The 25552-nt window shown below is 58.7% G+C and carries 29 protein-coding genes; 14 read left to right on the forward strand and 15 right to left on the reverse strand.

What is annotated here, in order from left to right; all coding sequences use genetic code 11:
* Positions 1 to 546, reverse strand: a 546-nt coding sequence (locus tag ERD80_RS16310; protein ID WP_136547655.1) for a DUF2813 domain-containing protein, incomplete at its 3' end; no start/stop codon positions are given.
* Positions 547 to 680: 134 nt separating this feature from the next.
* Here ERD80_RS16310 and ERD80_RS16315 point away from each other — a divergent pair.
* The 3 genes from ERD80_RS16315 to ltaE all read left to right on the forward strand — a co-directional run bounded on the left by ERD80_RS16315 (position 681) and on the right by ltaE (position 4482).
* Complete coding sequence (locus ERD80_RS16315; protein ID WP_058780819.1) at positions 681 to 1580, forward strand: lysine exporter LysO family protein; 900 nt, start codon at positions 681 to 683, stop codon at positions 1578 to 1580.
* Positions 1581 to 1689: 109 nt separating this feature from the next.
* Positions 1690 to 3411 (forward strand): ubiquinone-dependent pyruvate dehydrogenase, encoded by a 1722-nt coding sequence (poxB, locus tag ERD80_RS16320; protein WP_136547657.1) that lies wholly within the window; start codon positions 1690 to 1692, stop codon positions 3409 to 3411.
* Positions 3412 to 3480: 69 nt separating this feature from the next.
* Complete coding sequence (gene ltaE, locus ERD80_RS16325) at positions 3481 to 4482, forward strand: low-specificity L-threonine aldolase (protein ID WP_136547659.1); 1002 nt, start codon at positions 3481 to 3483, stop codon at positions 4480 to 4482.
* A 15-nt stretch (positions 4483 to 4497) separates the two neighbouring features.
* Here ltaE and ERD80_RS16330 read toward each other — a convergent pair whose 3' ends face one another.
* Both ERD80_RS16330 and ERD80_RS16335 read right to left on the reverse strand, forming a co-directional pair.
* A complete protein-coding gene (locus ERD80_RS16330; RefSeq protein ID WP_136547661.1) occupies positions 4498 to 5322 on the reverse strand; it encodes an N-acetylmuramoyl-L-alanine amidase in 825 nt (274 codons plus the stop codon).
* Positions 5322 to 5642 carry a heavy metal-binding domain-containing protein gene (locus ERD80_RS16335; RefSeq protein WP_136547663.1) on the reverse strand — a complete coding sequence of 107 codons (321 nt, stop codon included), beginning with the start codon at positions 5640 to 5642 and terminating at the stop codon, positions 5322 to 5324. The genes ERD80_RS16330 and ERD80_RS16335 overlap by 1 nt, the downstream gene beginning before the upstream one ends.
* Positions 5643 to 5750: 108 nt before the next feature.
* Here ERD80_RS16335 and ERD80_RS16340 point away from each other — a divergent pair, with 108 nt between their 5' ends.
* From ERD80_RS16340 to ERD80_RS16365, 6 genes are all read left to right on the forward strand, one after another.
* Entirely contained in the window at positions 5751 to 6290 is a 540-nt protein-coding gene (locus ERD80_RS16340; protein WP_136547665.1) for a lipoprotein, read from the forward strand.
* Between the two features lie 239 nt (positions 6291 to 6529).
* Positions 6530 to 7258, forward strand: coding sequence for an arginine ABC transporter ATP-binding protein ArtP (gene artP, locus ERD80_RS16345; RefSeq protein ID WP_021508371.1), 729 nt, complete (start codon positions 6530 to 6532; stop codon positions 7256 to 7258).
* Positions 7259 to 7273: 15 nt separating this feature from the next.
* On the forward strand, positions 7274 to 8005 hold the full coding sequence (artJ, locus tag ERD80_RS16350) for an arginine ABC transporter substrate-binding protein (RefSeq protein ID WP_021508372.1): 732 nt from the start codon (positions 7274 to 7276) through the stop codon (positions 8003 to 8005).
* A gap of 6 nt (positions 8006 to 8011) precedes the next feature.
* Complete coding sequence (gene artQ, locus ERD80_RS16355) at positions 8012 to 8725, forward strand: arginine ABC transporter permease ArtQ (RefSeq protein ID WP_136547666.1); 714 nt, start codon at positions 8012 to 8014, stop codon at positions 8723 to 8725.
* A 3-nt stretch (positions 8726 to 8728) separates the two neighbouring features.
* Positions 8729 to 9397, forward strand: coding sequence for an arginine ABC transporter permease ArtM (artM, locus tag ERD80_RS16360; protein WP_104092760.1), 669 nt, complete (start codon positions 8729 to 8731; stop codon positions 9395 to 9397).
* 154 nt (positions 9398 to 9551) lie between these two features.
* Positions 9552 to 10283 carry an arginine ABC transporter substrate-binding protein gene (locus ERD80_RS16365; protein ID WP_104092759.1) on the forward strand — a complete coding sequence of 244 codons (732 nt, stop codon included), beginning with the start codon at positions 9552 to 9554 and terminating at the stop codon, positions 10281 to 10283.
* 63 nt (positions 10284 to 10346) lie between these two features.
* Here ERD80_RS16365 and rlmC read toward each other — a convergent pair whose 3' ends face one another.
* From rlmC to ERD80_RS16415, 10 genes are all read right to left on the reverse strand, one after another.
* A complete protein-coding gene (rlmC, locus tag ERD80_RS16370; protein WP_136547668.1) occupies positions 10347 to 11483 on the reverse strand; it encodes a 23S rRNA (uracil(747)-C(5))-methyltransferase RlmC in 1137 nt (378 codons plus the stop codon).
* A 48-nt stretch (positions 11484 to 11531) separates the two neighbouring features.
* Complete coding sequence (locus ERD80_RS16375) at positions 11532 to 11996, reverse strand: YbjO family protein (protein ID WP_021508377.1); 465 nt, start codon at positions 11994 to 11996, stop codon at positions 11532 to 11534.
* 66 nt (positions 11997 to 12062) lie between these two features.
* The gene (gene potI / locus ERD80_RS16380; RefSeq protein WP_058757786.1) at positions 12063 to 12908 is read right to left on the reverse strand and encodes a putrescine ABC transporter permease PotI; all 846 of its coding nucleotides are present in this window, start codon (positions 12906 to 12908) and stop codon (positions 12063 to 12065) included.
* Positions 12905 to 13861 (reverse strand): putrescine ABC transporter permease PotH, encoded by a 957-nt coding sequence (gene potH, locus ERD80_RS16385; protein WP_021508379.1) that lies wholly within the window; start codon positions 13859 to 13861, stop codon positions 12905 to 12907. Before potH ends, potI begins: the two co-directional genes overlap by 4 nt.
* A gap of 9 nt (positions 13862 to 13870) precedes the next feature.
* On the reverse strand, positions 13871 to 15004 hold the full coding sequence (potG, locus tag ERD80_RS16390; RefSeq protein ID WP_136547670.1) for a putrescine ABC transporter ATP-binding subunit PotG: 1134 nt from the start codon (positions 15002 to 15004) through the stop codon (positions 13871 to 13873).
* Between the two features lie 119 nt (positions 15005 to 15123).
* Entirely contained in the window at positions 15124 to 16233 is a 1110-nt protein-coding gene (gene potF, locus ERD80_RS16395; RefSeq protein WP_021508381.1) for a spermidine/putrescine ABC transporter substrate-binding protein PotF, read from the reverse strand.
* 372 nt (positions 16234 to 16605) lie between these two features.
* Positions 16606 to 17085, reverse strand: coding sequence for a YbjN domain-containing protein (locus ERD80_RS16400; protein ID WP_021508382.1), 480 nt, complete (start codon positions 17083 to 17085; stop codon positions 16606 to 16608).
* Positions 17086 to 17172: 87 nt separating this feature from the next.
* Complete coding sequence (gene rimK, locus ERD80_RS16405) at positions 17173 to 18075, reverse strand: 30S ribosomal protein S6--L-glutamate ligase (protein ID WP_136547672.1); 903 nt, start codon at positions 18073 to 18075, stop codon at positions 17173 to 17175.
* 17 nt (positions 18076 to 18092) lie between these two features.
* Positions 18093 to 18815: an oxygen-insensitive NADPH nitroreductase gene (gene nfsA, locus ERD80_RS16410; protein ID WP_058757789.1), complete on the reverse strand. Its 723-nt coding sequence runs from the start codon at positions 18813 to 18815 to the stop codon at positions 18093 to 18095.
* Positions 18816 to 18827: 12 nt separating this feature from the next.
* Entirely contained in the window at positions 18828 to 19079 is a 252-nt protein-coding gene (locus tag ERD80_RS16415; protein WP_058769528.1) for a DUF1418 family protein, read from the reverse strand.
* 208 nt (positions 19080 to 19287) lie between these two features.
* On the opposite strand from ERD80_RS16415, the gene ERD80_RS16420 reads away from it, so the two are divergent.
* The gene (locus ERD80_RS16420) at positions 19288 to 19551 is read left to right on the forward strand and encodes a GrxA family glutaredoxin (RefSeq protein WP_010618314.1); all 264 of its coding nucleotides are present in this window, start codon (positions 19288 to 19290) and stop codon (positions 19549 to 19551) included.
* A gap of 33 nt (positions 19552 to 19584) precedes the next feature.
* Here the strand turns inward: ERD80_RS16420 and ybjM are convergent, their stop codons facing one another.
* On the reverse strand, positions 19585 to 19956 hold the full coding sequence (ybjM, locus tag ERD80_RS16425; RefSeq protein ID WP_136547675.1) for an inner membrane protein YbjM: 372 nt from the start codon (positions 19954 to 19956) through the stop codon (positions 19585 to 19587).
* A gap of 260 nt (positions 19957 to 20216) precedes the next feature.
* Between ybjM and ERD80_RS16430 the strand changes: the two genes are divergently transcribed.
* The 3 genes from ERD80_RS16430 to ybjG all read left to right on the forward strand — a co-directional run bounded on the left by ERD80_RS16430 (position 20217) and on the right by ybjG (position 23454).
* The gene (locus tag ERD80_RS16430) at positions 20217 to 21905 is read left to right on the forward strand and encodes an aspartate:alanine antiporter (protein WP_021508387.1); all 1689 of its coding nucleotides are present in this window, start codon (positions 20217 to 20219) and stop codon (positions 21903 to 21905) included.
* A gap of 201 nt (positions 21906 to 22106) precedes the next feature.
* The gene (locus ERD80_RS16435; RefSeq protein ID WP_072209945.1) at positions 22107 to 22862 is read left to right on the forward strand and encodes a phosphatase PAP2 family protein; all 756 of its coding nucleotides are present in this window, start codon (positions 22107 to 22109) and stop codon (positions 22860 to 22862) included.
* Positions 22849 to 23454: an undecaprenyl-diphosphate phosphatase gene (gene ybjG, locus ERD80_RS16440; RefSeq protein WP_021508389.1), complete on the forward strand. Its 606-nt coding sequence runs from the start codon at positions 22849 to 22851 to the stop codon at positions 23452 to 23454. The genes ERD80_RS16435 and ybjG overlap by 14 nt, the downstream gene beginning before the upstream one ends.
* Positions 23455 to 23502: 48 nt before the next feature.
* Here ybjG and ERD80_RS16445 read toward each other — a convergent pair whose 3' ends face one another.
* Positions 23503 to 24708, reverse strand: a complete 1206-nt coding sequence (locus ERD80_RS16445; RefSeq protein ID WP_136547676.1) for a serine hydrolase — start codon at positions 24706 to 24708, stop codon at positions 23503 to 23505.
* 274 nt (positions 24709 to 24982) lie between these two features.
* Here ERD80_RS16445 and ERD80_RS16450 point away from each other — a divergent pair.
* Positions 24983 to 25552 (forward strand): HAD family hydrolase (locus ERD80_RS16450; RefSeq protein WP_136547678.1); only part of this gene is annotated, 570 nt, incomplete at its 3' end.

The following is a 25552-nucleotide window of genomic DNA, read 5'->3' on the forward strand; positions in this document are numbered from 1 at the left end:
CATCTCCTGCGCCAGCGCGCTCAGCGTATCAGCGCGCCGCTGCGTGTCATTGTCACTATGGCGCGACCGCCGGCCAAAGCGCGCATCACGCAGGCGCAGCACCGGATAGTACGCGCGCAACTGCGCCAGCGCGGCGTCGGTGCCCGCCAGCGGCAGCACCTCGCCACGCGCGTCAATAAAGCGCCAGCGGGTTTTGACTTCGCTGCCCTGGCGCGTCGCCAGCGTACTGAAGCGCAGGTAGCGCCCCGCATCATCCTGCTGCCAGAACGGCGCAAACAGCGCTTCATGCTCATCGCCCTGCGCGCGAAAGCGAAACACCAGCTGCAACTTATGTAGGCGTGCTTCCACCTCACCGGGCGGAAAATGGAAGTCCTGTTCGGTGAACCTATAGGGCTCAGCGGCCGGTGCCAGCAGCAGCGTAAGCGCATCCAGCAAACTGGATTTACCCCACGCGTTTTCCCCAATCAGCAGGTTGGTGTCGGTCAGCGGCAGCGACAACCGGTTAATGCCGCGAAAGCCGTGTATATCGATATGTTCCAGAATCATCGCGCAGTCCCTCCGTGCTTTGCCAGAGCATGGTCCGCCGCGCTGCGTTGGTCAAGTCGGCAGCGGGAGAAAAGGTTTACACTTCAGGCGTTTTCCATTAGCGTGGCGTCTCGCAAAAAAGGACGTCATTTTTCATGTATACCGGACTGCTTATCATTCTGGTGCCGCTGATGGTGGGCTATTTGCTGCCGTGGCATCAGCCTGCGCTGTTGCAGCGCGTTAACCGCCTGCTGAGTTTGCTGATTTACGCCATTCTGTTTTTTATGGGTACCAGCCTCGCCTTTCTCGACAATCTCGGCACCAATTTGCTGATCGTGTTTAAAACCGCGCTGATTGCCGCGGGCGCCATCCTGAGCTGCTCGCTGCTGGCGCTGTGGCTGCTGGATCGCCGCTGGCCGTGGCGGCAGCAGCATCGCCAGCAGAATCTGCCGTCGCGCTGGCACATGGTGCTGGAGTCACTCAAGCTGTGTGTGGCGGTGCTGGCCGGTTTCCTGCTGGGATTAACCCAATGGGCGCCGCTGCGCCATGCTTCCACCCTGAGCGAAATTGCGCTGGTGGTGCTGCTGTTCCTGGTGGGCGTGCAGCTGCGCGGCAGCGGCATGACGCTGCGCCAGATCACCCTGAACCGGCGCGGCATGACGGTAGCGTTGGTGTCCCTGTGCGGCTCGCTGGGCGGCGGCGTGCTGGCGGCGTGGCTGCTCGGCGTTTCGCTGTCAACCGGACTGGCGCTGGCCAGCGGCTTCGGCTGGTATTCGCTATCCGGCATTCTGATGACCGAAGCGTACGGCCCGGTGATGGGCAGCGCCGCCTTCTTTAACGATCTGCTGCGCGAGCTGGCTGCGGTGCTGCTGATTCCGGTGCTGGTCAACCGCTACCGCAGTATGGCACTCGGGCTGAGCGGTGCCACGTCGATGGATTTCACCCTGCCGATTCTGCAGCGTGCCGGCGGAATGGAGATTGTGCCTGCGGCCATCGTGCACGGTTTTATCATGAACCTGCTGGCGCCGATCCTCATCGCCCTGTTTTCCGCCTGACGCGCAGCGCATTTTTTCACGCCCGCTGCGCTGCGGCTTCGTCTACGCTTTCTCTCTGACACGTTTTTTGCCATCCGACTGGATGGCCAACACCAGAAAGGAGCGAACGATGAAGCAAACTGTGGCGGCCCTGCTGGCCAAAACGCTGGAGAGCGCCGGCGTAAAACGCATTTGGGGCGTAACCGGTGACTCCCTCAACGGACTGAACGACAGCCTCAACCGCATGGACACCATTGAATGGATGCCAACGCGCCATGAAGAAGTGGCCGCTTTTGCCGCCGGGGCGGAAGCACAAATCAGCGGTGAGCTGGCGGTGTGCGCTGGCTCCTGTGGCCCTGGCAACCTGCATCTGATCAACGGCCTGTTTGACTGCCATCGCAACCATGTTCCGGTGCTGGCGATTGCCGCGCACATTCCTTCCAGCGAAATCGGCAGCGGCTATTTTCAGGAAACTCATCCGCAGGAGTTATTCCGCGAGTGCAGTCATTACTGCGAGCTGGTCTCCAATCCGGAACAGCTGCCGCAGGTGCTCGGCATTGCGATGCGTAAAGCCATCCTCAATCGCGGTGTGTCGGTGATTGTGCTGCCGGGTGACGTGGCGCTGCAGGCGGCGCCGGAGAATGCGCGCAGCGAATGGTATCCGCCGCAGCTGCCGCAGGTGGTGCCGTCGGTGAGTGAACTGACGCGCCTCGCAGAAACGCTCAATGAAGCGAAAAATATCACCCTGATGTGCGGCAGCGGCTGCGCCGGTGCCCATGCGGAAGTGGTAAAGCTGGCCGAAACGCTGAAAGCACCGGTGGTGCATGCCATGCGCGGCAAAGAGCACCTCGAGTACGATAACCCGTACGACGTCGGCATGACCGGGCTGATCGGCTTCTCATCCGGCTATCACGCCATGATGAACGCCGACACGCTGGTGCTGCTCGGCACCCAGTTCCCTTATCGCCCGTTCTACCCGGCGGACGCGCGCATTATTCAGATTGATATCAATCCGGCCAGCCTCGGCGCGCACAGTCACGTTGATATGGCGCTGGTGGGCGACATCAAAGCCACGCTACAGGCGCTGCAGCCACAGCTCACCAGTCACAGCGACCGTCATCACCTCGATCGCGCACTGGAGCACTACGCGGATGCGCGCAAAGGGCTAGACGATCTGGCGACCGCCAACGATAAGCAGGCGATTCACCCGCAGTATCTGGCCCAGCAGATCAGCCACTATGCGGCCGATGACGCCATCTTTACCTGTGATGTCGGCACGCCAACGGTGTGGGCGGCGCGCTATCTGAAAATGAACGGCAAGCGCCGTCTGCTCGGCTCGTTTAACCACGGTTCGATGGCCAACGCCATGCCGCAGGCGCTGGGCGCACAGGCCATCGATAAACAGCGTCAGGTGGTTGCGCTGTGCGGCGATGGCGGCTTCAGCATGCTGATGGGCGATTTCATCTCGCTGGCGCAGCTTAAGCTGCCGGTAAAGCTGGTGATCTTTAATAACAGCGTGCTGGGCTTTGTGGCGATGGAGATGAAAGCCGGCGGCTATCTCACCGATGGCACCGATCTGGAGAACCCGGACTTCGCCGCCATCGCTACCGCCTGCGGCATCAAAGGGATCCGCGTGGAAAAAGCCTCGGAGCTGGATGGCGCGCTGCAACAGGCGTTCGCCCACGACGGTCCGGTGCTGGTGGACGTGATCACCGCTAAGGAAGAGTTGTCGATGCCACCGCAAATCAAAGCCGAGCAGGCGAAAGGTTTCAGCCTGTACATGCTGCGCGCGATCCTGAATGGCCGCGGTGATGAAATCGTCGAGCTGGCGAAAACCAACTGGCTGCGGTAAAACGAAGAGACTTGCCGGATTAATCATCATGCGGGCGCTTAGCCCGCTTTTTTATGTCAGGAGAACAACGTGATCGATTTACGCAGTGATACCGTGACCCGCCCGAGTGCCGCGATGCTGGATGCGATGATGGCGGCCGAAACCGGCGATGATGTCTATCGCGATGATCCCACCGTCAATGCGCTGGAGGCTGAAGCGGCGCGCCTGAGCGGTAAAGCGGCTGCGCTGTTCTTCCCTACCGGCACTCAAGCCAACCTGGTGGCGCTGCTGTGCCACTGCCAGCGCGGTGATGAGTACATCGTCGGCCAGCAGGCGCACAACTACAAATATGAGGCTGGCGGTGCCGCGGTGCTCGGCAGCATCCAGCCGCAGCCGATCCTCGCGGCTGCCGACGGCACGCTGCCGCTGCACGACGTGGCGGCCGCCATCAAGCCGGACGACATGCATTTTGCCCGCACCCGCCTGCTGAGCCTGGAAAATACCCATCACGGCAAAGTGCTGCCGCTGAGCTACCTTGAACAGGCGTGGCAATTTACCCGCGAGCGCCAGCTGGCGCTGCACATTGACGGCGCGCGCATCTTTAATGCCGTGGTGGCGCAGGGCGTGCAGCTGATCGATATCGCCCGCTACTGCGATAGCCTGACCATCTGCCTGTCGAAAGGACTGGGCACGCCGGTCGGCTCCCTGCTGTGTGGTGATGAAGCTTATATCGAGCAGGCGCGGCGCTGGCGCAAAATGACCGGTGGCGGCATGCGCCAGGCCGGCATTCTGGCGGCTGCCGGTCTCTACGCGCTGCAGCACAACGTGGCGCGTCTGCAGGAGGATCATGACAACGCCGCGTGGCTCGGCGCACAGCTCAGCACTCTTGGTGTGGAAGTGGTGAGCCAGCACACTAACATGCTGTTCGTGAAAGTGCCGGCGGAGCAGGTCGCACCGCTACAGCGCTGGATGCAGGCGGGCGACGTGCTGCTCAGCGTAGGTCCGCAGACCCGCATCGTTACCCATCTGGATGTCAGCCGCCAGCAATTACAGCAGCTGGTGGCGCGCTGGCAGGCCTTTCTCCAGCCGTAACGCCGCAACGCGCGGCTACTGTGCCGCGCCGTATTTCGCCAGCAGCGCACGGGCGATGGCCAGCGTCTCGGCATCGGCTTCGCCACGGTAATCACGCGGGCGGAAATGCATCTGAAACGCCGCAATCAGTTTGCGCTGCATCTGCGGCGTTGGCGCAGCGGCAACGTCATAACCATAGCGCTGCAGCGCAGTCAGCAGCGTTGCAGCCTCCACCGGGGCATCCGGCGGCTGGTTAGCCAGATAGCGCTGCACCGTGGCGGCATCCGGCCACGCTCCCAGCCCCTGCCGGGCCAGCTGTTGCCACGGAAACAGCGGACCGGGATCCTGCTTGCGCTGCGGCGCGATATCACTGTGCCCGACAATATTTTCCGGACTGATGCCGTAACGCTGGCTGATATCGCGCACCAGCGCGGTCAGGGCATTGATTTGCGCGGCGGTGAACGGCTGCCACTGCCGGCCGGTCAGCGTGCGGCGATAGCCGTCATTGACGATTTCGATGCCAATTGAGGTGTCATTAATGCGCGTTGCGCCGCGCCAGAAGCTCGGTCCGGCATGCCACGCCAGCTGATTTTCAGGCACCAGCTGCCAGATCACCCCGGCGCCGTTTTTCTGCGGCGGCTGCTGCGGAATCAGATAGTGCGCGCTGACGTTGCGGTCCGTCAGGGTCGCCAGCGACGAGGGAAAGTCCTCCGCCGTGTAGTGGATTACCACCACTTTGATGCGCGGTCTGGCCCCCTGCGCCGGGTGCGCGCTATCGACCCAATAGCCGTTGCGCGCTTCCAGCGTCGACTGGCAGGCGCTGAGCAGCAGCGCCATCACCAGCAGTAACACCGCGCGCATTAGCGCACGATCACCGCAGTACCGGTAACGCTCACCATCAGCATGCTGCTGTCTTTGCCCACGGTTTCGTAGTCAATATCAATGCCAACCACCGCATTAGCGCCCAGCGCTTTCGCCTGTTCTTCCAGCTCTTCAAAGGCGATCTGCCGCGCTTTGCGCAGCTCTTTCTCATAGGCACCGGAGCGGCCGCCGACGATATCGCGAATGCCGGCAAAGAAGTCACGGAAAATGTTGGCACCGAGAATCGCTTCGCCGGTCACAACGCCGCAATATTCAGTGATGCTCTGCCCTTCCAGGGTTGGCGTAGTCGAAAATTTCATCGTTCTCTCCTGTGGTGATTCATGAGGCGATAGCTCGTACGGCGTAAAAGCACGGCTATACTCTATGCTAAAAATGGCGCTTTGCCAGTGAACAATAAGGAAATCGAGATGAGAAACAAAGCCTTTGCGCTGCTTGTTCCCGCTGCATTGCTGCTGAGTGCCTGTACCACCGTTGAGCCGGTGATCAAGGACAACGGGCCGCGTACCGCACCCTGCGTTGACGGCGGTCCGGACAGCGTGGCGCAGCAGTTCTACGATTTACGTGTCAGCCAGCCAACCCAGGGATTGCCGGACAGCACCACGCTGGCAAAATATCGCCCGTACCTGAGCGACAACCTGTATCAGAAACTGCTGCATGCCAGCAGCCAGAGCCACCCACCGGCAGCGTGGCGCCAGGGCGATCTGTTCTCCAGCCTGGCACAGGGGCCCACTGCCGCTGACGTGGCCAGCGCCTCCAGCATTCCTAACCGCGACGCGCGTAATATTCCGCTGCGCGTGACGCTGAGCCGCGGCGATAAAAGCTGGCGCGATGAAGTGCTGATGATCCACGAAGGCACCTGCTGGGTGGTGGATGATGTGCGCTACGTCGGCGACTGGCCACACGCCGGTGGCGGCTCGCTCAGCCAGCTGCTGGAAGAGAAAAAATAGTCGCGCATTTTTTCCGCACTCAGCCGCAACCATTAGCGCGCTGCACCATTGCGGCGCCGCTAAGCTTCCGCGCAACAGCCGACGCTCACCCGTCAGCCCCTTTCCCCGCTGCCCTGCCCGATTTTGTGCTACGCTTTTGCTGTTTAATTGCTCTTTAATAAATTTTAACCCACCTCAATTGCATAACTATTCTGGTGACGTTAAGATTTGCGACACTAATTGCTATTCATTTTTTGCGCATGAGTATTCAACTAAACGCCATCAACTGTTTTTACGGCGCCCATCAGGCGCTGTTCGATATCAACCTGGCCTGCCCGCAGGGCGAAACGCTGGTGTTGCTCGGCCCGAGTGGCGCGGGTAAAAGTTCACTCCTGCGCGTGCTCAACCTGCTGGAGCTGCCGCGTTCCGGTAGCCTGCAGATTGCCGGCAACCACTTCGATTTTAGCCAGACGCCGTCCGACAACGCGATTCGCGAACTGCGCCAGAATGTCGGCATGGTGTTCCAGCAGTACAATCTGTGGCCGCACCTCAGCGTGATGCAGAACCTGATCGAAGCACCCTGTCGTGTGCTCGGGCTCAGCAAAGATGCGGCACGCGCGCGCGCCGATAAACTACTGGAACGCCTGCGCCTGACGCCGTACGCCGATCGTTTTCCCCTGCACCTTTCCGGTGGCCAGCAGCAGCGCGTGGCAATTGCGCGCGCGCTGATGATGGAGCCGCAGGTGTTGCTGTTTGATGAACCGACCGCCGCGCTCGACCCGGAGATCACGGCGCAGATCGTCAGCATCATTCGTGAGCTGGCGCAGACGCAGATCACGCAGGTGATTGTCACCCACGAAGTTGAGGTGGCGCGCAAAACCGCCAGCCGCGTGGTGTACATGGAGAACGGTCGCATCATTGAACAGGGCGATGCCAGCCACTTTACACAGCCGCAAACCGAGGCGTTTGCTCATTATCTTTCGCACTAAGTCAGGATGCTTCTAATGAAAAAAGTTGTACTTGCTGCACTGCTTGCCAGCCTGAGCCTGAGCGCTTCTGCCGCGCAAACCCTGCGTTTCGCGACCGAGGCGTCTTATCCGCCGTTTGAATTTGTCGACTCCGACAACAAAATCCAGGGCTTTGACGTCGATCTGGCCAATGCGCTGTGCAAAGAGATCGATGCGACCTGCACCTTTACCAACCAGGCCTTCGACAGCCTGATCCCCAGCCTGAAATTCCGCCGTTTTGACGCGGTGATGGCCGGCATGGATATCACGCCAGAGCGTGAAAAGCAGGTGCTGTTCACCAAACCTTACTACGACAACTCTGCGACCTTCATCGCGCAGAAAGGCAAGCTGGCGGACGTTGCGGCGCTGAAAGGCAAGCGTGTGGGCGTGCAGAACGGCACCACGCACCAGAAATATCTCTCTGACAAGCACAGCGACATCACCATCGTGCCTTACGACAGCTACCAGAATGCGGTGCTCGACCTGAAGAATGGCCGTATTGATGCGGTGTTCGGGGATACCGCCGTGGTTAACGAGTGGCTGAAGCAGAACGCCAACCTCGCCGCGCTGGGTGAGAAAGTGACCGACAAAGCCTACTTCGGCACCGGCCTCGGCATCGCCGTGCGTCAGGGCAACAGCGAACTGCAGCAGAAGTTCAACGGCGCGCTGGATAAGATCAAAGCCGACGGCACCTACAAAACCATCTACAACAAATGGTTTCAGCAGTAATTTCTGATGAATGAAATGATTCCACTCGCAAGCGCCGCCGGCATGACCGTCGGCCTTGCCGTTTGTGCCCTGATCGCCGGCCTCGCGCTGGCGATGATTTTTGCTGGCTGGGAATCGCTGCACTGGAAACCGCTGGCGTGGATCGGTACCGGGCTGGTGACGCTGATTCGCGGCCTGCCGGAAATTCTGGTGGTGCTGTTTATCTATTTCGGTGCCTCGCAGCTGCTGCTGACGCTGTCGGACGGCTTCCAGCTCAATCTGGGCCTGTTCACCTTGCCGGTGCAGATGCAGATTGAGAACTTTGATGTCAGCCCGTTCCTGTGCGGCGTGATTGCGCTGGCGATGCTCTATTCGGCTTACGCCTCTCAAACGCTGCGCGGTGCGCTGAAAGCGGTGCCGTCCGGCCAGTGGGAATCAGGCCAGGCGCTGGGCATGAAAAAGTCAGCGATTTTCTTCCGGCTGATTATGCCGCAGATGTGGCGCCATGCGCTGCCCGGACTCGGCAATCAGTGGCTGGTGCTGCTCAAGGATACGGCGCTGGTGTCGCTGATTAGCGTCAACGATCTCATGCTGCAGACCAAAAGCATTGCGACGCGCACCCAGGAGCCGTTTACCTGGTATCTGGTGGCTGCCGCGATCTATTTAGTGATTACGCTATTCAGTCAGGCGGTGCTGCGCCGTATTGAATCACGTACCACGCGTTTCGAGCGGGGGGCCTGACGCATGCTGGCGTATTTACCTGAGCTACTGAAAGGCCTGCATACCAGCCTGACGCTGACGGCCGCCTCGCTGGTCGCCGCGCTGCTGCTGGCGCTGCTGTGCACCATTGTGCTGGCGCTGAAGCTGCCGCTGCTCAACTGGCTGGTCAAAGGCTATATCACCCTGTTTACCGGCACGCCGCTGCTGGTGCAGATTTTCCTCATCTATTACGGTCCCGGCCAGTTCCCCAGCATTCAGAACGTGCCGTGGCTCTGGCATTTACTGTCGCAGCCGTGGCTGTGTGCCATGCTGGCGCTGTCGCTTAATAGCGCAGCCTACACCACACAGCTGTTCTACGGCGCGGTGCGCGCCATACCGGCCGGGCAGTGGCACTCCTGCGCCGCGCTGGGCATGCGCCGCCGCGATACGCTGCGTATTCTGCTGCCGTACGCGTTTAAGCGCGCCCTCTCCTCTTACTCCAACGAAGTGGTGCTGGTGTTCAAGAGTACTTCGCTGGCCTATACCATTACGCTGATGGAAGTGATGGGCCACGGCCAGCTGCTGTATGGCCGCACCTATGACGTCACCGTATATGCTGCCGCCGGTCTGATTTATCTGGTGGTTAACGGCCTGCTGACGCTGCTGATGCGCCTGGTCGAGAAGCGCGCGCTGGCGTTTGAGCGCCGCAACTGATCGTCTGACGCGGTGCGAAGGAAAGCGCCGCGCCCTTCCTCACTGTATTTGATCATAGCGAAATAAATTTTTAATCATATTTATTGCATACAAATGCATTAACTGGCATCGTGTAAATCGTTTCGCCTCTGGCATGGTTTACAGGAGCCTTATAATGAAAAAATGGATTGTTGCGGCAGTGATGGCAACGCTGGCAATGAATGCTTATGCGGCAGAGAAAATTCGCTTTGCTGCCTCAGCCACCTATCCCCCGTTCGAATCACTCGATCAGAATAACCAGATTGTCGGTTTTGATATCGACCTCGCTAAAGCGCTGTGTCAGCAGATGCAGGCCGAGTGCACTTTCACCAACAATGCCTTTGATAGCCTGATTCCTTCGCTGAAATTCCGTCGCTATGACGCGGTCATTTCCGGCATGGATATCACCGCCGAGCGCAGTAAGCAGGTCGATTTTACCCAGCCCTACTACGCCAATTCGGCAATCGTCATCGCCCACAAAGGTGAATATAGCGACTTTAGCCAGCTGAAAGGCAAACGCATCGGCGTGGAAAACGGCACCACCCATCAAAAATACCTGCTGGAGAAGCATCCGGAAGTGATTGCGGTGGCCTACGACAGCTACCAGAACGCGATCCTCGACCTGAAAAATGGCCGGCTCAACGGCGTATTTGGTGACAGCGCAGTCGTCAATCAGTGGCTGAAGGCCAATGCGGATTTGAGCGCGGTCGGCGAGCATATTACCGACAGCGACTACTTCGGCACCGGGCTCGGCATTGCGGTGCGCAAGGGCAACAGCGCGCTGCTGCAACAGCTGAACAGCGCGCTGGCGGCGCTGAAAGCCAACGGTCGCTGGCAGCAGATCAATCAGAAGTGGTTCCCGGAATAAGCATTATGGAGTTGCGTGGCGCCGGGCCTGCCAGGTTCTGCACGTCCTCAGCGCAGCCGGGCGCTACGCGATTCCACCCTTACGACGCAGTAACGTCAGCACCTCAAAATGTGCGGTGTGCGGGAACATATCGAACAGCTGCACGCGGCTGATGTCATAGTCGGCCAGGCGGGCAATGTCCTGCGCCATGCTGGCGGGATTGCAGCTGGAATACAGGATGTAGTCCGGCGCCATGCGGCTCAGCCAGGCGCACAGTTCTGCACCAATACCGCGACGTGGCGGATTGACCAGCACCAGCTGCGGCACGCTCGTATGCCCGGTGGCAAACTGCGTGGAATCCAGCGCGGCAAAACTCACCTGCTCTAACCCCAGCTGCTGCGCCGACTGCTGCGCGCAGGCGATGGCTTCCGCACTGATTTCAATGCCGGTCAGCTGCATCTGCGGCGTGGCGCAGTGCAGGCCAAAGCCGCCAACGCCACAGAACAGATCCCACATGCTGTGCACCGGCAGCTCCGCCACCCAGTCGCGTGCCGTTGCGTACAGCGCAGCCGCCACCTGCGGGTTAGTCTGGAAGAAACTTTGCGGACGGATATACAGCGGCACGTCGTTGAAGCGTTCCGGCAGCGCCTGCTCAGGCGTCAGCGCAATCTCCTCCTCGCCCTCCAGTATCGCCATGTGCACCGGCTGAATATTGGCGGAGATCACTTGCAGCTGCGGCAGCTGCTGTTGCAGCCACGGCAGCGCGGCGCGCAGCTGCGCCAGTTTGCTGTGCGAGCGCAGGACAAAACGCAGCATCATGCCGCCCTGGGTACTCTCCGTCAGCAGCAAAAACTTCAGCTCGCCGCGTTTGCGCGCCACGTTGTACGGCGTCAGACCGGCACGGGCGATAAAGGGTTTCAGCACGTCGAATACCGCCGCGAAGCTGGCGGGATAGAGCGGACAGGCGCAGAGATCCACCGGCTCGCCGTCACGCGCCACCACGCCGAACAGCGGTTTTTCCACGCTGCCGCTCACCACCATCTTGGCTTTATTGCGAAACCCCTGCTGCACCGAGGTAACCGGCGGCCGCCAGTCGGCGACCGGCATGCCGTCCAGCAGCTGCGTCAGCTGCGCATGCTTGTCGCTCAGCTGTTGCGGATAGGGTTTTTCCAGCCACTGACATGAGCGACAGCGACCGGCCTGATAAAGCGCGCAATGCATGGAAAGGCCTGTATTGAGAATCGGGAGCAAAAACGGGGGCCGATTGTATCACCGGCTGCGGAAAAATGCGCGACTGCTGGCCGGCACAAACAGCAGCAGCAGCACCAGCACATCCGGCAGTTTCTGCAGCAGCGTGTGGTGAATAATCTGCGCGTTATTCTCGCCGGGAATGCTGAAAATCTCCGGATAGATCCAGCCTACCGACGCCATCAGCATGTACAGCAGCACCACGATCTGTGTGGCCACGTAGCCCCAGCGCCCGGCATTACTGCCGCGCATCAGGGTAAAGGCACAGCGCAGTTCAAACAGGAAAATCAGCTGGCTGGCGATAAAAATCAGCGTGGAGTCCCACGCCTGCGCGCTACGGTGCACGAAATTGGCGATTTCGTCATAGCCCAGCTCATTGGCCAGCATCAGCACGCTGATACAGCGCGTGGCGATAATGGCGCTGCCGGCAATGGTCACCGGCACGGGCGTGGAGGTTAACACCAGGTTTTTCAACGTTTCCGACATTGCGCGCGCTCCATAAGAAAAGGCTGACAGAGTCAGCCTTGCTTATATTGGCAAATGTTGCGTCACTCAGCCACGTTTTGCTTTCTGAATATCGCGCAATCGCTGTTTTTCTTCGTGCGCCATAAAGCGCCAGGCGATAAAGCCGACCAGCCCGACCACAAACAGAATCAGCGAGGCCAGCGCGTTGATCTCCGGATTGACGCCGCGCCGCACCGTGGCAAAGATCGCCATCGGCAGCGTGGTAGCGCCCGGCCCGGTGACGAAGCTGGCGATCACCAGGTCGTCCAGCGACAGAGTAAACGCCAGCAGCCAGCCGGTAATGATTGCCGGGGCAATCATCGGCACGGTAATCACGAAGAACACCTTCAGCGGCGTAGCGCCGAGGTCCATCGCCGCTTCTTCAATTGAGCGATCCAGCTCGCGCAGCCGCGAGTTGATCACCACCGCCACGTAGGCGGTACAGAACGTGACGTGCGCCAGCCAGATGGTCAGCATGCCGCGATCGCCCGGCCAGCCAAAGGTGTTACCCATCGCCACGAACAGCAGCAGCAGTGACAGACCGGTGATCACGTCGGGCATCACCAGCGGCGCGGTGAGCATGAAAGCAAAGCCGCTGTGGCCGCGAAAACGCCCGAAGCGCACGATAATCACCGCCGCCATGGTGCCGAGCACTACTGCCATGGTGGCCGACAACGCCGCGATGGTCAGGCTCAGGCCAACCGCATCCAGCATCGCATCATCCTGGAACAGCACACGATACCAGTGAAACGAGAAGCTCTCCCATACCGTCACCAGCTGCGAGCTGTTGAAGGAGTAAACCACCAGCAGCAGCATTGGCGCGTACAGGAACAGGAAGCACAGCGCCAGAATCGCGGTGCGCCACGGAGAGCGGATTACCGGTAGCTGATTCATCCCTTCTCCCCCATTTCACGGTTTTGATGTTTGTGGAACCAGACGATAGGCAGAATCAGGATCAGCAGGATGATCACCGCCAGCGCCGAGGCCACCGGCCAGTCGCGGTTGTTGAAGAACTCCTGCCACAAAATGCGCCCAATCATGATGCTGTCCGGTCCGCCGAGCAGTTCCGGGATCACGTACTCGCCCACCGCCGGGATAAATACCAGCATTGAGCCAGCAATAATGCCGCCTTTGGTCAGCGGCACGATGACGCTGAAGAAGGTTTTCAGCGGGCGCGCGCCGAGGTCGAGCGATGCTTCCACCAGCGAATAATCAATGCGCGTCAGCGCGGTGTAGATCGGCAGCACCATAAACGGCAGGTAGCAGTAAACGATACCAATATACACCGCCGTGTTGGTGTACAGGATGATCAGCGGATGATCGATCACGCCAAGCCACATCAGGAAGCGGTTAAGGATCCCGTTGTTGTTCAGCAGCCCCATCCACGCATAGACGCGCACCAGGAACGAGGTCCACGACGGCAGGATCACCAGCAGCAGCAGGATGGTGCGCATGGAGGGCTTGCTGTGCGCCACCGCCCACGCCAGCGGATAACCGATCAGCAGACAGATCACCGTTGAGATCGCCGCCACCTTCAGCGAGGTGAGATAAGCTTCGGCGTACAGCGGATCGTCGGTTAGCGTCAGGTAGTTGCCCAGATTGAGCACCAGGTTGAGCTGGTCGTCCGCCCAGGTCACCAAATCGGTGTACGGCGGAATGGCGCGCGCAATATCGGCGAAACTGATCTTCAGCACGATGAGGAACGGCAGCATAAACAGCAGGATTAGCCACAGATAAGGCAGCGCGATCACCAGCTTGCGACCGTGCTGCATTTTCATGCGTGTGCCCCAGCGCTGCAGCGGTGTGCCCGCTACCTCCGGCTCGCTGCGTTGAGAAATCTGGCTCATAGCGCCTCCTTAAACCGTCAGGACCACACAGCTGTCGGCATCCCAGCACAGGCGCACTTCATCGCCCCAGGTGGGCGCGCCTTTCCGGTAGCGATGCGCATTCTGCAGCTGGGCGCTGATCATCTGGCCGCTGCGCAGCCGTACGTGGTAAATCGACAGATCGCCGAGATAGGCGATGTGCACCACTTCGCCGACGGCAAAGTTGCAGCCGTCGGCCGGCACCTCGTCGCACAGCATGACTTTTTCCGGCCGCAGCGCCACGTGCACCGGCACGTTGTCCACAATCGACACATCAGTCTGCACCTTGAGCGGATGCATCAGTCCCGGACTGTCGATCACCACGCCCTCGTCGCGGCGTTCGCGCAACAGGCCATCAAACACATTCACCGAGCCAATGAATTCGGCGCTGTAGCGGCTGGTCGGGTGCTCGTAAATCTCTTCCGGCTCGCCGATCTGCACAAATTTACCGCGGTTCATGATGGCGATGCGGCCCGCCATGGTCATGGCTTCTTCCTGATCGTGGGTCACCATCACGCAGGTAGCGCCTACGCGCTCCAGAATATCCACCACTTCGTGCTGCATGCGGTCGCGCAGTTTTTTATCCAGCGCGCCCATCGGTTCGTCGAGCAGCAGCAGCTTGGGACGTTTCGCCAGGCTCCGCGCCAGCGCCACGCGCTGACGCTGGCCGCCAGAAAGCTGGTGCGGCTTACGTTTGGTATACTCTTCCATATGCACCAGCGCCAGCATCTCTGCCACGCGGCTGCTGATTTCGCCTTTCGGCAGTTTGTCCTGCTTCAGGCCAAAAGCGATGTTCTGTTCCACCGTCATGTGCGGAAACAGCGCGTACGACTGGAACATCATGTTGATGGGCCGCTGATACGGCGGCACGTGGGACAGATCCTGACCATCCAGCACAATCTGGCCGCTGCTGGGAATTTCAAAGCCGGCCAGCATCCGCAGCAGCGTGGACTTGCCACAGCCGGAAGCCCCGAGCAGTGCGAAAATTTCGCCTTTGTAAATGGTCAGGCTGACATCATCCACGGCGTGCTGACCGTCAAACGATTTCGTCAGGTTGCGGATTTCCAGCAGCGGCGTTAACGCCTTAGCCGTTTTATTTTGGGGGCGGGGAATCGCGTCGTTCACTCACATGTCTCCGGCGCTAAGCGGGATAGCGCGGCACAGCCAGCCGCTAAATGACACAACAGAGGCCAGCACCGCGCCTCTGTTGTCGTTTACCGATAAGGGAATCCGTTCAGAACGAATTACTTACCACTTTTTACTTTAGTCCATGCACGGGTACGCGCACGATCCAGTTTCGGATCCTGGACCTTGAGCACAAACAGTTTGGCCATCGCTTCCGGCGTCGGGAAGATACCCGGATTGTTGCGCACATCCGCATTGATCAGCGGCAGCGACGCTTTGTTGCCGTTAGCGTAGTTCATCTTGTTGGAGACGTCGGCAATCACTTTCGGATCCATGATGTAGTTCAGCCACTGATAAGCCGCATCCAGATTTTTCGCGTCTTTTGGAATGGCCATCATGTCGAAGAACGCCAGCGCGCCCTCTTTCGGTACGCTGTAACCGAGATGGACACCGTTGTTGGCTTTCACCGCGCGATCTTTCGCCTGCAGAATATCGCCAGACCAGCCGATGGCAACGCAAATGTTGCCGTTGGCGAGGTCATTGATGTACTGCGAAGAGTGGAAGTAGCGGATATTCGGCCGCAGCTTCAGCAGCAGGTCGGTCGCCGCACCGGTGTAATCTTTCGCGTCAGAGCTGTTCGGATCTTTGCCGAGGTAGTTCAGCACGGTGGCAAAAATCTCTTCTGGCGCATCGAGGAACGAAACGCCGCAGCTCTTCAGTTTTTCCAGGTTTTCCGGCTTCAGTACCAGATCCCAGCTGTTAACCGGCGCATCGGCGCCCAGTGCCGCTTTGACTTTATCGATGTTATAGCCAATGCCGGTGGTGCCCCACAGGTAAGGAATGGCGTATTTGTTACCCGGATCGTGCTGGGCCACTTTCGCCATCAGATCGGGATCGAGGTTTTTATAGTTAGGCAGCTTGCTCTTATCCAGCTCCTGGAACACACCAGACTGCAGCTGACGCGCGAGGAAGCTCGACGACGGTACCACCACGTCATAGCCAGTGCTGCCGGCCATCAGTTTGCCTTCCAGCACTTCGTTGGAGTCAAACACGTCGTAGACCACTTTGATGCCGGTCTGCTTTTCAAAATTGGGCACGGTGTCGGCCGAAATATAATCGGACCAGTTATAAACGTGCAGCGTTTTATCCTCTGCCTGAGCGCCCACGGCCGCAGCCATCAGCACACCTGCAACCACACCTGGCAACCATTTTTTTGACTGGTTGATCATGTTTTTCTTCCTCCTGAGCGGGTCATCACAACGCTGCATACACGCGATCCGGTCGTTGCGTTGTCTGTTAAATTACAGCCACACAATGAATCAATATTCAGCGGGAGTTTAATAGCAAAAACCTATAGCTGCGCCGTAGTTGCACGTATCAGACAGCCCCGCAAGAATAGCCCCCCTGATTCCTGCGTGCCAGATCCCAGCTTAAAAAACGCCTTTTTGCGATAAGTTATGCATGTTTCTGCTATGCACTCTGGCACTAGCGGCATAAAGCACGACTAATATCTGGCAATAAAGGGCAAAATGCAGAATAAAAAGTGGTGGGCCTGAAATGAAAACTGCCGCAAAAAGCGGCAGTTAGCAGGAGGGGAAAAATCAGTGCAGCATGCTGTGGCTGCTGACACTCGGCGGACGCTCCTCGTCTTCGCCCATCATCAGCAGATGATTGGCGAACGCTTCCATGATCACCATCGAAATCCCCTCTTCGCTCTGCTTCATGAAGTGGGTGAACTGACCAAAGGTGATGCCGGCGCTTACGCTGATTGACTGGCAGACAATCAGCTTCGGCAGGTTGTCATCCTGTATATCGATAAAGGCTTTCACCGTGAGCGAACTGGCATTGATTTGCGACAGTTCACCAACCAGCGGGATCAGCGCGGTGGGCTTTACTTCTGCCAGCGCCGAGAAGAGGATAACGTTATCCACCAGGTCGATTTTCGCGTCAAACACCCCGTCAAAATTCTGCATATGCGGCAGATGCAAAGCCTGACAGGCGTCGCATTCGAACCAGGTGATATTTTGTTGATCCAGCCAGCGACGCAGCATGTCGATGTCAGGAACGACCAGTGAATCCATCGTTGTATCCTGTGGGGTGAATAAATAAGCGCCTTAGCTTACGGAAAATCAGTCGCAGATGCCACGAAAACCGCGCAAAAGCGCGGTTCAGCCCCCGGTTTTCGGACGATAACCGGGACAGGCGTGCTGCTCTATCCAGCGGATCATCATGGCGGCAATGTCTAAACCGGTGCTGCCTTCAATGCCCTCCAGCCCCGGAGAGGCATTGACCTCCATCACCAGCGGACCCCGGTTGGCGCGCAGAATATCCACGCCCGCCACGGCTAATCCCAGCGTCGTGGCCGCTTTGACCGCGATCTCGCGCTCCTGATCGGTAATGGTGACGGCGCGGGCGCTGCCGCCGCGGTGCAAATTAGAGCGGAAATCGCCCTCTTTCGCTTCCCGCTCAATCGCCGCCACCACTTCGTCGCCAATCACCAGGCAGCGGATGTCGCGCCCGCGCGCCTCTTTAATGAACTCCTGCACCAGAATATGCGCATTGAGACCGCGAAACGCATCGATCACGCTCTCTGCCGCCTGGCGGGTTTCCGCCAGCACCACGCCGATCCCCTGCGTCCCCTCCACCAGTTTCACCACCAGCGGCGCGCCGCCGACCATGGCGATCACATCCTGTGTATCATCCGGCGACGAGGCAAAGCCGGTAACCGGCATGTCGATGCCCTCGCGCGCCAGCAGCTGCAGCGAGCGCAGCTTGTCGCGTGCGCGGGTAATGGCCACTGACTCGTTGAGCGGATAGCTGCCGAGCATCTCGAACTGACGCAGCACCGCCGTACCGTAAAAGGTGGTGGCGGTGCCGATGCGCGGGATCACCGCGTCGAAATGGCCGAGCGCCTCACCGCGATAGTGCACCGCCGGCAAGTCGGAATTGATGTTCATGTAGCAGGAGAGCGGATCGATCATCTGCACCTGATGGCCACGCGCTTCCGCGGCTTCACGCAGGCGTTTACAGGAGTAGAGCGCGCCGTCACGGGTGAGAATGGCCATCTTCATTGCAGCGGTCCCTGTGCTTAGCGCGTTGCCCAGCCCTGCTGATGCAGGTAATCCAGCATGAACGGTCGCGTTTCTTTAATGATCAAACGCTGAATCAGTTCACTCCAGGTTTCTGAGCGCTGATTGCTGTCACGCTGCTGATAGTAAGCGGTGATTTGCTGGTCATATTGCGCCAGCACCGCTTTATCCAGCGGCTGGTAGCGGTTTTCATGCACCAGCATCGCCTGCGGCATGCGCGGCTTGACGTCCGGTGACGCGTCGGGATGGCCGATGCAGAAGCCAAACAGCGGCAGCACAAACTTCGGCAGCCCCAGCAGCTCCGTCACCTGCGCGATGCTGTTGCGAATGCCGCCAATAAACACGCCGCCTAAACCGAGCGATTCCGCAGCGACCATGGCGTTCTGCGCCATCAGCGCGGTATCGACACAACCCAGCAGCAGCTGTTCGGCACGGCCCAGCTGAGCCTCAGGGCAGATTTGCTGGTGGCGGTTGAAGTCGGCGCAGAACACCCAAAACTCCGCTGCGGCGCTGACCCACGGCTGGCCGCCGGTAAGCTGCACCAGCTGCTCGCGCAGGGCGCGGTCGGTGATACGGACAATGGAGGAACACTGTAAAAAACTGGAGGTCGAGGCCGCCTGCGCCGCAGCGATAATCGCGCTGCGCTGGGCGTCATCAATCCCCTGCTCAGTAAAGGCGCGAATGGAACGGTGGCTGCAAAGCAAATCAATAGTCGGCGTCATAATCCTCTCCGGTTACTTCTTTTTGTGGGTGTGATTGAACAACTGCGGTGCCATCGCCTTTGCGGTGCGCCACATCATCAGCCACGCTGCCGGCAACATCAGCGCAATGCCGAGGAAAAACAGCAGCGTTGCCAGCGGTTTTTTCGCCATGAATGCCGGTGCCGCCAGCCAGTCGTTGACCAGCAGCAGCGCGCCAATCACTGCCAGCACGCCCAGCGCTTCCAGCAGTAGCACGGGTTTGGGCAATGTCGCCAGATTACGCATGGTTCAGGGCTCCTCAGTGTTCATCTGTTTCTGCTGCTGGTGATACCCGAATACTGTAGTACGGCATTGTGACCGGGTATAGACAGCGCGCATTAGAGTAACAGGCAATTTCTGCTTTTCTTAAGCAGGATGGGCGGGCATGATGTGACGCATTATTCACGCTGTGATGTGAGACAAGTCACAAAACAGCAGCGGAAGGAGAGAAGCAATGATTGCAGTGATTTTTGGCCGTTCCAGCTGCCCTTACTGCGTACGAGCAAAAGAGTTAGCCACGAAGTTAACCAGCGAGCGCGACGATTTTAATTATCAGTACGTCGATATCCAGGCGACCGGCATCACCAAAGCCGATCTGGAAGCGCGTGCCGGCAAACCGGTTTCTACCGTGCCGCAGATCTTCCTCGACGACCAGCACATCGGTGGTTACACCGAATTTGCGGCGTGGACTAAAGAAAACCTCGGCATCGAAGCCTGACCTGACGGGCCTGCGGGCCCGCCTTCGCTTCACTCAGCTGGCGCGCATCGCCAGCATAATGCGCAGCAGGCGCACCAACAGCGCACCGCACCCCGCCCAGAATAGTGCACTCAGGCTCCACGCTGTCACCAGCAGCAAGCTGTGTGACATCGGCATCACCAGCCACACCCACATCATGCCCAGCAGCGTCCCGCCCAGCGCGATCCACAGTGTGCCGATCAGCGGACTGTCCGGCTGCAGCAGCGCCATCACGATGCCCGGCAGCAGAAACAGCAGCAGTTCCGGCTGTCCACGCACCGCCTGCGTCGCGGCGGCGGACCAAAAATGATGTGCAAAAATAAACACCAGCGTATAAAGCATCACGCCCAGAACCGATGCTGGCCAGCGATTATTGCGCTGCAACATACCTCTCCTCAACTTTGACGTTAACAATATTGAAACTTTTAACTGCCCTGATGCGCTTACGTGGAAATAAAAAGAAACAGCTGAAGGCAGAAGGAATGAAAACTGCTGATAGCTGAGGGTGTTAATTATGATTAGAATGGCGCCGCTTTATGTGGGTCACAGTTTAAGAACATTCGGTGACCGGGCCGTGCGTTGCCGTCACAAGATAGCGAAAAAATCCCATTCCATCAACCCGTTACAGGTAAATAAGAAGTTAAACCGTGAACATTAACGTCGCAGAATTGTTAAGCGGAAATGACGTTCTGTTATTATTTGTCGTATTAGCCCTCGGCCTGTGCCTGGGTAAATTACGCCTTGGCTCCGTACAACTCGGTAATTCTATTGGTGTGCTGGTGGTTTCGCTGATTCTGGGTCAGCAACACTTCGCGATAAATACTGACGCCTTAAGTCTGGGCTTTATGCTGTTTATTTTTTGTGTCGGGGTGGAAGCCGGTCCCAACTTTTTCTCCATCTTTTTCCGCGACGGTAAGAACTATTTCTTTCTGGCGATCGTCATGGTGGTCAGCGCCCTGCTGATTGCGCTGACGCTCGGCAAACTGTTTGGCTGGGATATCGGCCTCACCGCCGGCATGCTGGCCGGCTCGATGACCTCAACGCCGGTGCTGGTAGGCGCAGGCGATACGCTGCGGCAAAGCATCAGCGACACGCAGCTGCTGGGGCGCATGCAGGATAACCTCAGCCTGGGTTACGCCCTCACCTATCTGATTGGGCTGGTCAGCCTGATTTTCGGCGCACGCTACCTGCCGCGCCTGCAGCATCAGGATTTGCCGACCTGCGCCCAGCAAATCGCGCGCGAGCGCGGTCTGGATGCGGACAGCCAGCGTAAAGTGTTCCTGCCGGTAATTCGTGCTTATCGCGTTGGTCCGGAGCTGGTTGAGTGGAGCGGCGGCAAAAACCTGCGCGAGCTGGGGATTCACCGTCAGACCGGCTGCTACATTGAGCGCCTGCGGCGTAACGGCATTCTCGCCAGCCCGGACGGTGATGCCGTGCTGCAGCTCGGCGACGAGATTTCCCTGGTGGGCTATCCGGATGCGCATGCGCGTCTCGACGCCAGTTTCCGTAATGGTAAAGAGGTGTTCGATCGCGATCTGCTCGACATGCGCATCGTCACCGAAGAGATCGTGGTGAAAAACCACAACGCGGTAAATAAACGCCTGAGCCATTTAAAACTGACCGATCACGGCTGCTTCCTTAACCGGGTAATTCGCAGCCAGATTGAGATGCCGATCGACGACAGCATTATGCTTAACAAAGGTGATGTGCTGCAGGTGAGCGGCGAAGCGCGCCGGGTGAAAAGCCTGGCCGATCGCATCGGCTTCATTGCTATTCACAGCCAGATGACCGATCTGCTGGCGTTCTGCGCCTTCTTTATCATCGGCCTGATGATCGGCATGATCACCTTCCAGTTCAGCAACTTCAGCTTTGGCCTGGGCAACGCCGCCGGGCTGCTGTTCGCCGGCATCATGCTCGGCTTCCTGCGCGCCAACCACCCGACGTTCGGCTACATCCCGCAGGGCGCACTGACCATGGTGAAAGAGTTTGGCCTGATGGTGTTTATGGCCGGGGTTGGTCTGAGCGCCGGCAGCGGCCTGCAGCACGGTCTCGGCAGTGCGGGCGCGCTGATGCTGCTGAGCGGCCTGCTGGTGAGTCTGTTGCCGGTGGTGATTTGCTATCTGTTCGGCGCTTACGTGCTGCGCATGAACCGCGCGCTGCTGTTTGGTGCCATCATGGGCGCGCGCACCTGCGCACCGGCCATGGAGATCATCAGCGATACCGCGCGCAGCAGCATTCCGGCGCTCGGCTATGCCGGCACCTACGCCATTGCCAACGTCTTGCTGACGCTGGCGGGGACGCTGATCGTCATCATCTGGCCGCTTTTGCCTGTTTAAAAATATTTTTACACGCGTCAGAACTAATCGGACGCGATGCAGTCTGAATAAGTGCCACTGCTTTTCTTTGAAATCCCCAAATTGAGGAGCCCGTTAGCCTTCTGCTAGCGGGTTTTTTTATGCCTGCCGCGCGCCCCCTTAAGGTTTCCCTAAGCGTGATTTGCAACCCTGTGACTCTGGTTTCGCTATTTGCAAATATTCATGCAACTTTCATCAAAGTTAAACACTCCAACAACCCGCAGTGAGATTCGGAGCGCGGCTATTTATTCTCTGTCCGCGCGCTTCTACGCTATCAACCTTATTTTGCTGGCAATTCTGGCGCTGGCGTTTCTGTGGTGGTCGCGCCACGAAAGCCTCGACATCGCCATCAGCCAGCGCTGGTTTGATCCGCTCACCCGGCGTTTTCCGTGGCAGCACAACCGCTGGCTGGATCTAATTAACCATCGGCTGATGAAGGATGTGATTATCGCTGGCGCGGTGCTGCTGTTACTGCGCGGTCTGCAACAGCGCGACGCCCGACGGGTGCTGGTGGCTCTGCTGTTTGGCATGGGGCCGCTGGTGGTGGGCATGCTAAAGGCGCACAGCGCGCACTCCTGTCCGTGGGATTTGGCGCTGTTCGGCGGCAATGCCGCGAGCTTTCCGCTGCTGGCGGCGGTGCCGGCCAACAGTGGCCCGGGCCAGTGCTTTCCGGGCGGCCATGCTTCCAGCGGCTTTGCGCTGATGGCGCTGTTTTTTTTGTGGTGGCCGGAGCGTCCACGCCGCGCGCTGCTGGCGCTGGCAGTGGGTATCGCCTGTGGCCTGCTGATGGGCTATGGCCAGGTGATGCGTGGTGCGCACTTTTTCTCCCACAATTTGTGGGCGGGCTGGTGGGTGTGGCTCAGCCAGCTGCTGATTTTTGCCGCAATTTCTTTTTGGGTAAACAAGACGAGGACGAGGAAACGTGATGGAAGCTCTTAACCACACCCTCTTTTTATGGATTAACGCCACGCCGGATTCACCCGCGTGGCTGCTCAGCCTGGCGACCTTTATCGCCAAAGATGTGATTGCTATTGTACCGTTGCTGATCGTCGCCCTGTGGCTGTGGGGGCCGCGCGATCAGCTGCAGTCGCAGCGCGCGCTGGTGCTGAAAACCGGCATGGCGCTGATTTATGCGCTGAGCATCTCCTGGTGCGTGGGCCAGCTACTGCCACACCCGCGCCCGTTCGCCATTGGCTTCGGTCACCAGTTCCTGTCACACGCCGCTGATGACTCCTATCCCAGCGATCACGGCACCACGATTTTTACCTTCGCGCTGGCGTTTATTTTCTGGCACCGTCTGTGGTCCGGCGTGGTTTTGCTGGCGATTGGCAGCGCTATTGCCTGGTCACGCGTGTATCTCGGCGTGCACTGGCCGCTGGATATGCTGGGCGGTTTTCTGGTGGGGTTGCTTGGCTGTCTGGCTTCGCATCTGGCGTGGCAGCTGTACGGTCAGCGCATGCTGGCGCTGACGCATCAACTCTACCGCGCCCTGTTCGCGATGCCGATTAAAAAAGGCTGGGTGCGCGGATAAACTCAGCCGGCAGGCGGGTTAGCCACGGGCTGACCCGCCGTCCTGAGATTAACTGAACCACTTACCGAACCAGCCGTTGAATTTCATCATAATGAAATCCCAGATGCGGCCAATAAAGCCGGCTTCCGGTACATCCTCCATCGCCACCAGCGGACGCTGCTCAATGGTTTTGCCATCCAGCTGGAAATCGATAGTGCCCACCACCTGATTCTTTTTCAGCGGCGCTTCCAGCTGCGGTGCGTTGAGGGTAAAGCTGGCCTTGAGATTTTTCATCTGCCCTTTCGGGATAGTGATCGCCGCATCCTTCGCCACGCCGAGGTTGACCTGGCTGTTTTCGCCAAACCACACGCGCTGCTGGGCAAACGGTTTATCGGCTTTAATCGGCGTAACGGTTTCATAGAAACGGAAGCCCCACGTCAGCAGCTTCTCACTCTCGCGGAAGCGAATTGCATCGGTCTGCGCGCCCAGTACCACCGAAATCAGGCGCATATCGCCATCGACCGCTGAAGCAACCAGATTGTTGCCCGCCCCTGAGGTATGCCCGGTTTTGATGCCGTCAACCTTAAGGTTGCTACTCCACAGCAGGCGGTTGCGGTTCATCTGTTTGATATTATTAAAGGTAAATTCTTTTTCGCTGTTCAGCGCATACTCTTCCGGCACATCATCAATCAGGCGCTGGCCGATGATCGCCATGTCGCGTGCGGTGCTGTACTGGCCTTCGGCGTCCAGACCGTGCACCGTCATGAAGTGGGTGTTTTGCAGGCCAAAGGCTTTAACGTAATTGTTCATCAGGCCAATAAAGGCATCCTGACTGCCGGCGACATAGTCCGCCAGCGCGATACAGGCATCATTCCCCGACTGGATCACCACGCCCTTATTCAGTTCCGAGACCGGGATGCGATCGCCCGGCTTGAGGAACATCAGCGACGACCCGCGCAGTTTCGGATTGCCGGTGGCCCAGGCATCCTGGCCGATGGTCACCATGTCGTTACTGGTGATTTTGCCGGATTTCAGCGCCTGGCCGACCACGTAGCTGGTCATCATTTTGGTCAGACTGGCGGGATCAAGACGCTGGTCGGCATTGGACTCCGCCAGCACTTTGCCGCTGCTGTAGTCCATTAGAATCCAGGCCTTTGCCTCAATCTGCGGTGCCGCGGGTGCCTGCTCGGCCTGAGTGGTGACAGGGACGAAAAGCAACAATAATGAAGTGGCCGCAAGTGGCCGCCAGACTGAAGTCAGGGATGTTTTTCTCATGAGCGTGACCCAATTGTCCTTGTAAAATCACGGATTTGTGCAGGTAAGACATGTCTTACCAAACGCTAACGGTTCACGCCGGTGAAAAAAACCGCCAAACCGTAAAGTTTTTTAGAGTTTGTTAGAGTAACCCTGGCATCAAGGCCGCTGCGCTGCCAGTGCGCGGGCGTCAGGGCAGAGGAAAAATTGCGAGAAATTCCGAATTTTCGCAGAACAGTTAAGCCAGTCACAAAATTCCGCTAACCTGATGCCAGTCAGCCCGAGGAGAATCATGATGGACTTAGCCGTTTTCGATCTGGATGAAACCCTGATTTGTGAAGACAGCACCAGCCTCTGGCTGCGCTGGCTGGTTTCGCAGGGGTTTGCACCGGAAGAGATCATTCGTCAGGAGCAGGCGCTGATGGCGCAATACCACGCCGGCAGCCTGTCGATTGAAGAGTACATGCGCACCACGCTCTCACCGCTCACCGGCATGGCGACGCTCACCGTCGCAGGCTGGGTGCGGCGCTTTATTCATCGCGATATCCTGCCGCGCGTCTTTCCCGCCGCGCGCGAACGCATTCAGTGGCATCAGCAGCGTGGCGACACGGTGATGATTATCACCGCCAGCGGCGATCACCTCGCCGTGCCGATTGCGGAACGGCTGGGCGTACACGGCGCGCTGGCGATTGGCGTGGAAGTGGTCGATGAACGCTACAGCGGTGAAATTTACGGCACCGCCACTTACCGTGAAGGCAAAGTTTCACGACTCAGCGACTGGCGAGCGCTGCAGCAGGATCGGCGTTTTGAGCGCACCTGGGCGTACAGCGATTCGATGAACGATCTGCCGCTGCTGTCGCATGCC

Source organism: Pantoea sp. R102 (assembly GCF_004916815.1).
Classification (GTDB): domain Bacteria; phylum Pseudomonadota; class Gammaproteobacteria; order Enterobacterales; family Enterobacteriaceae; genus Pantoea; species Pantoea dispersa.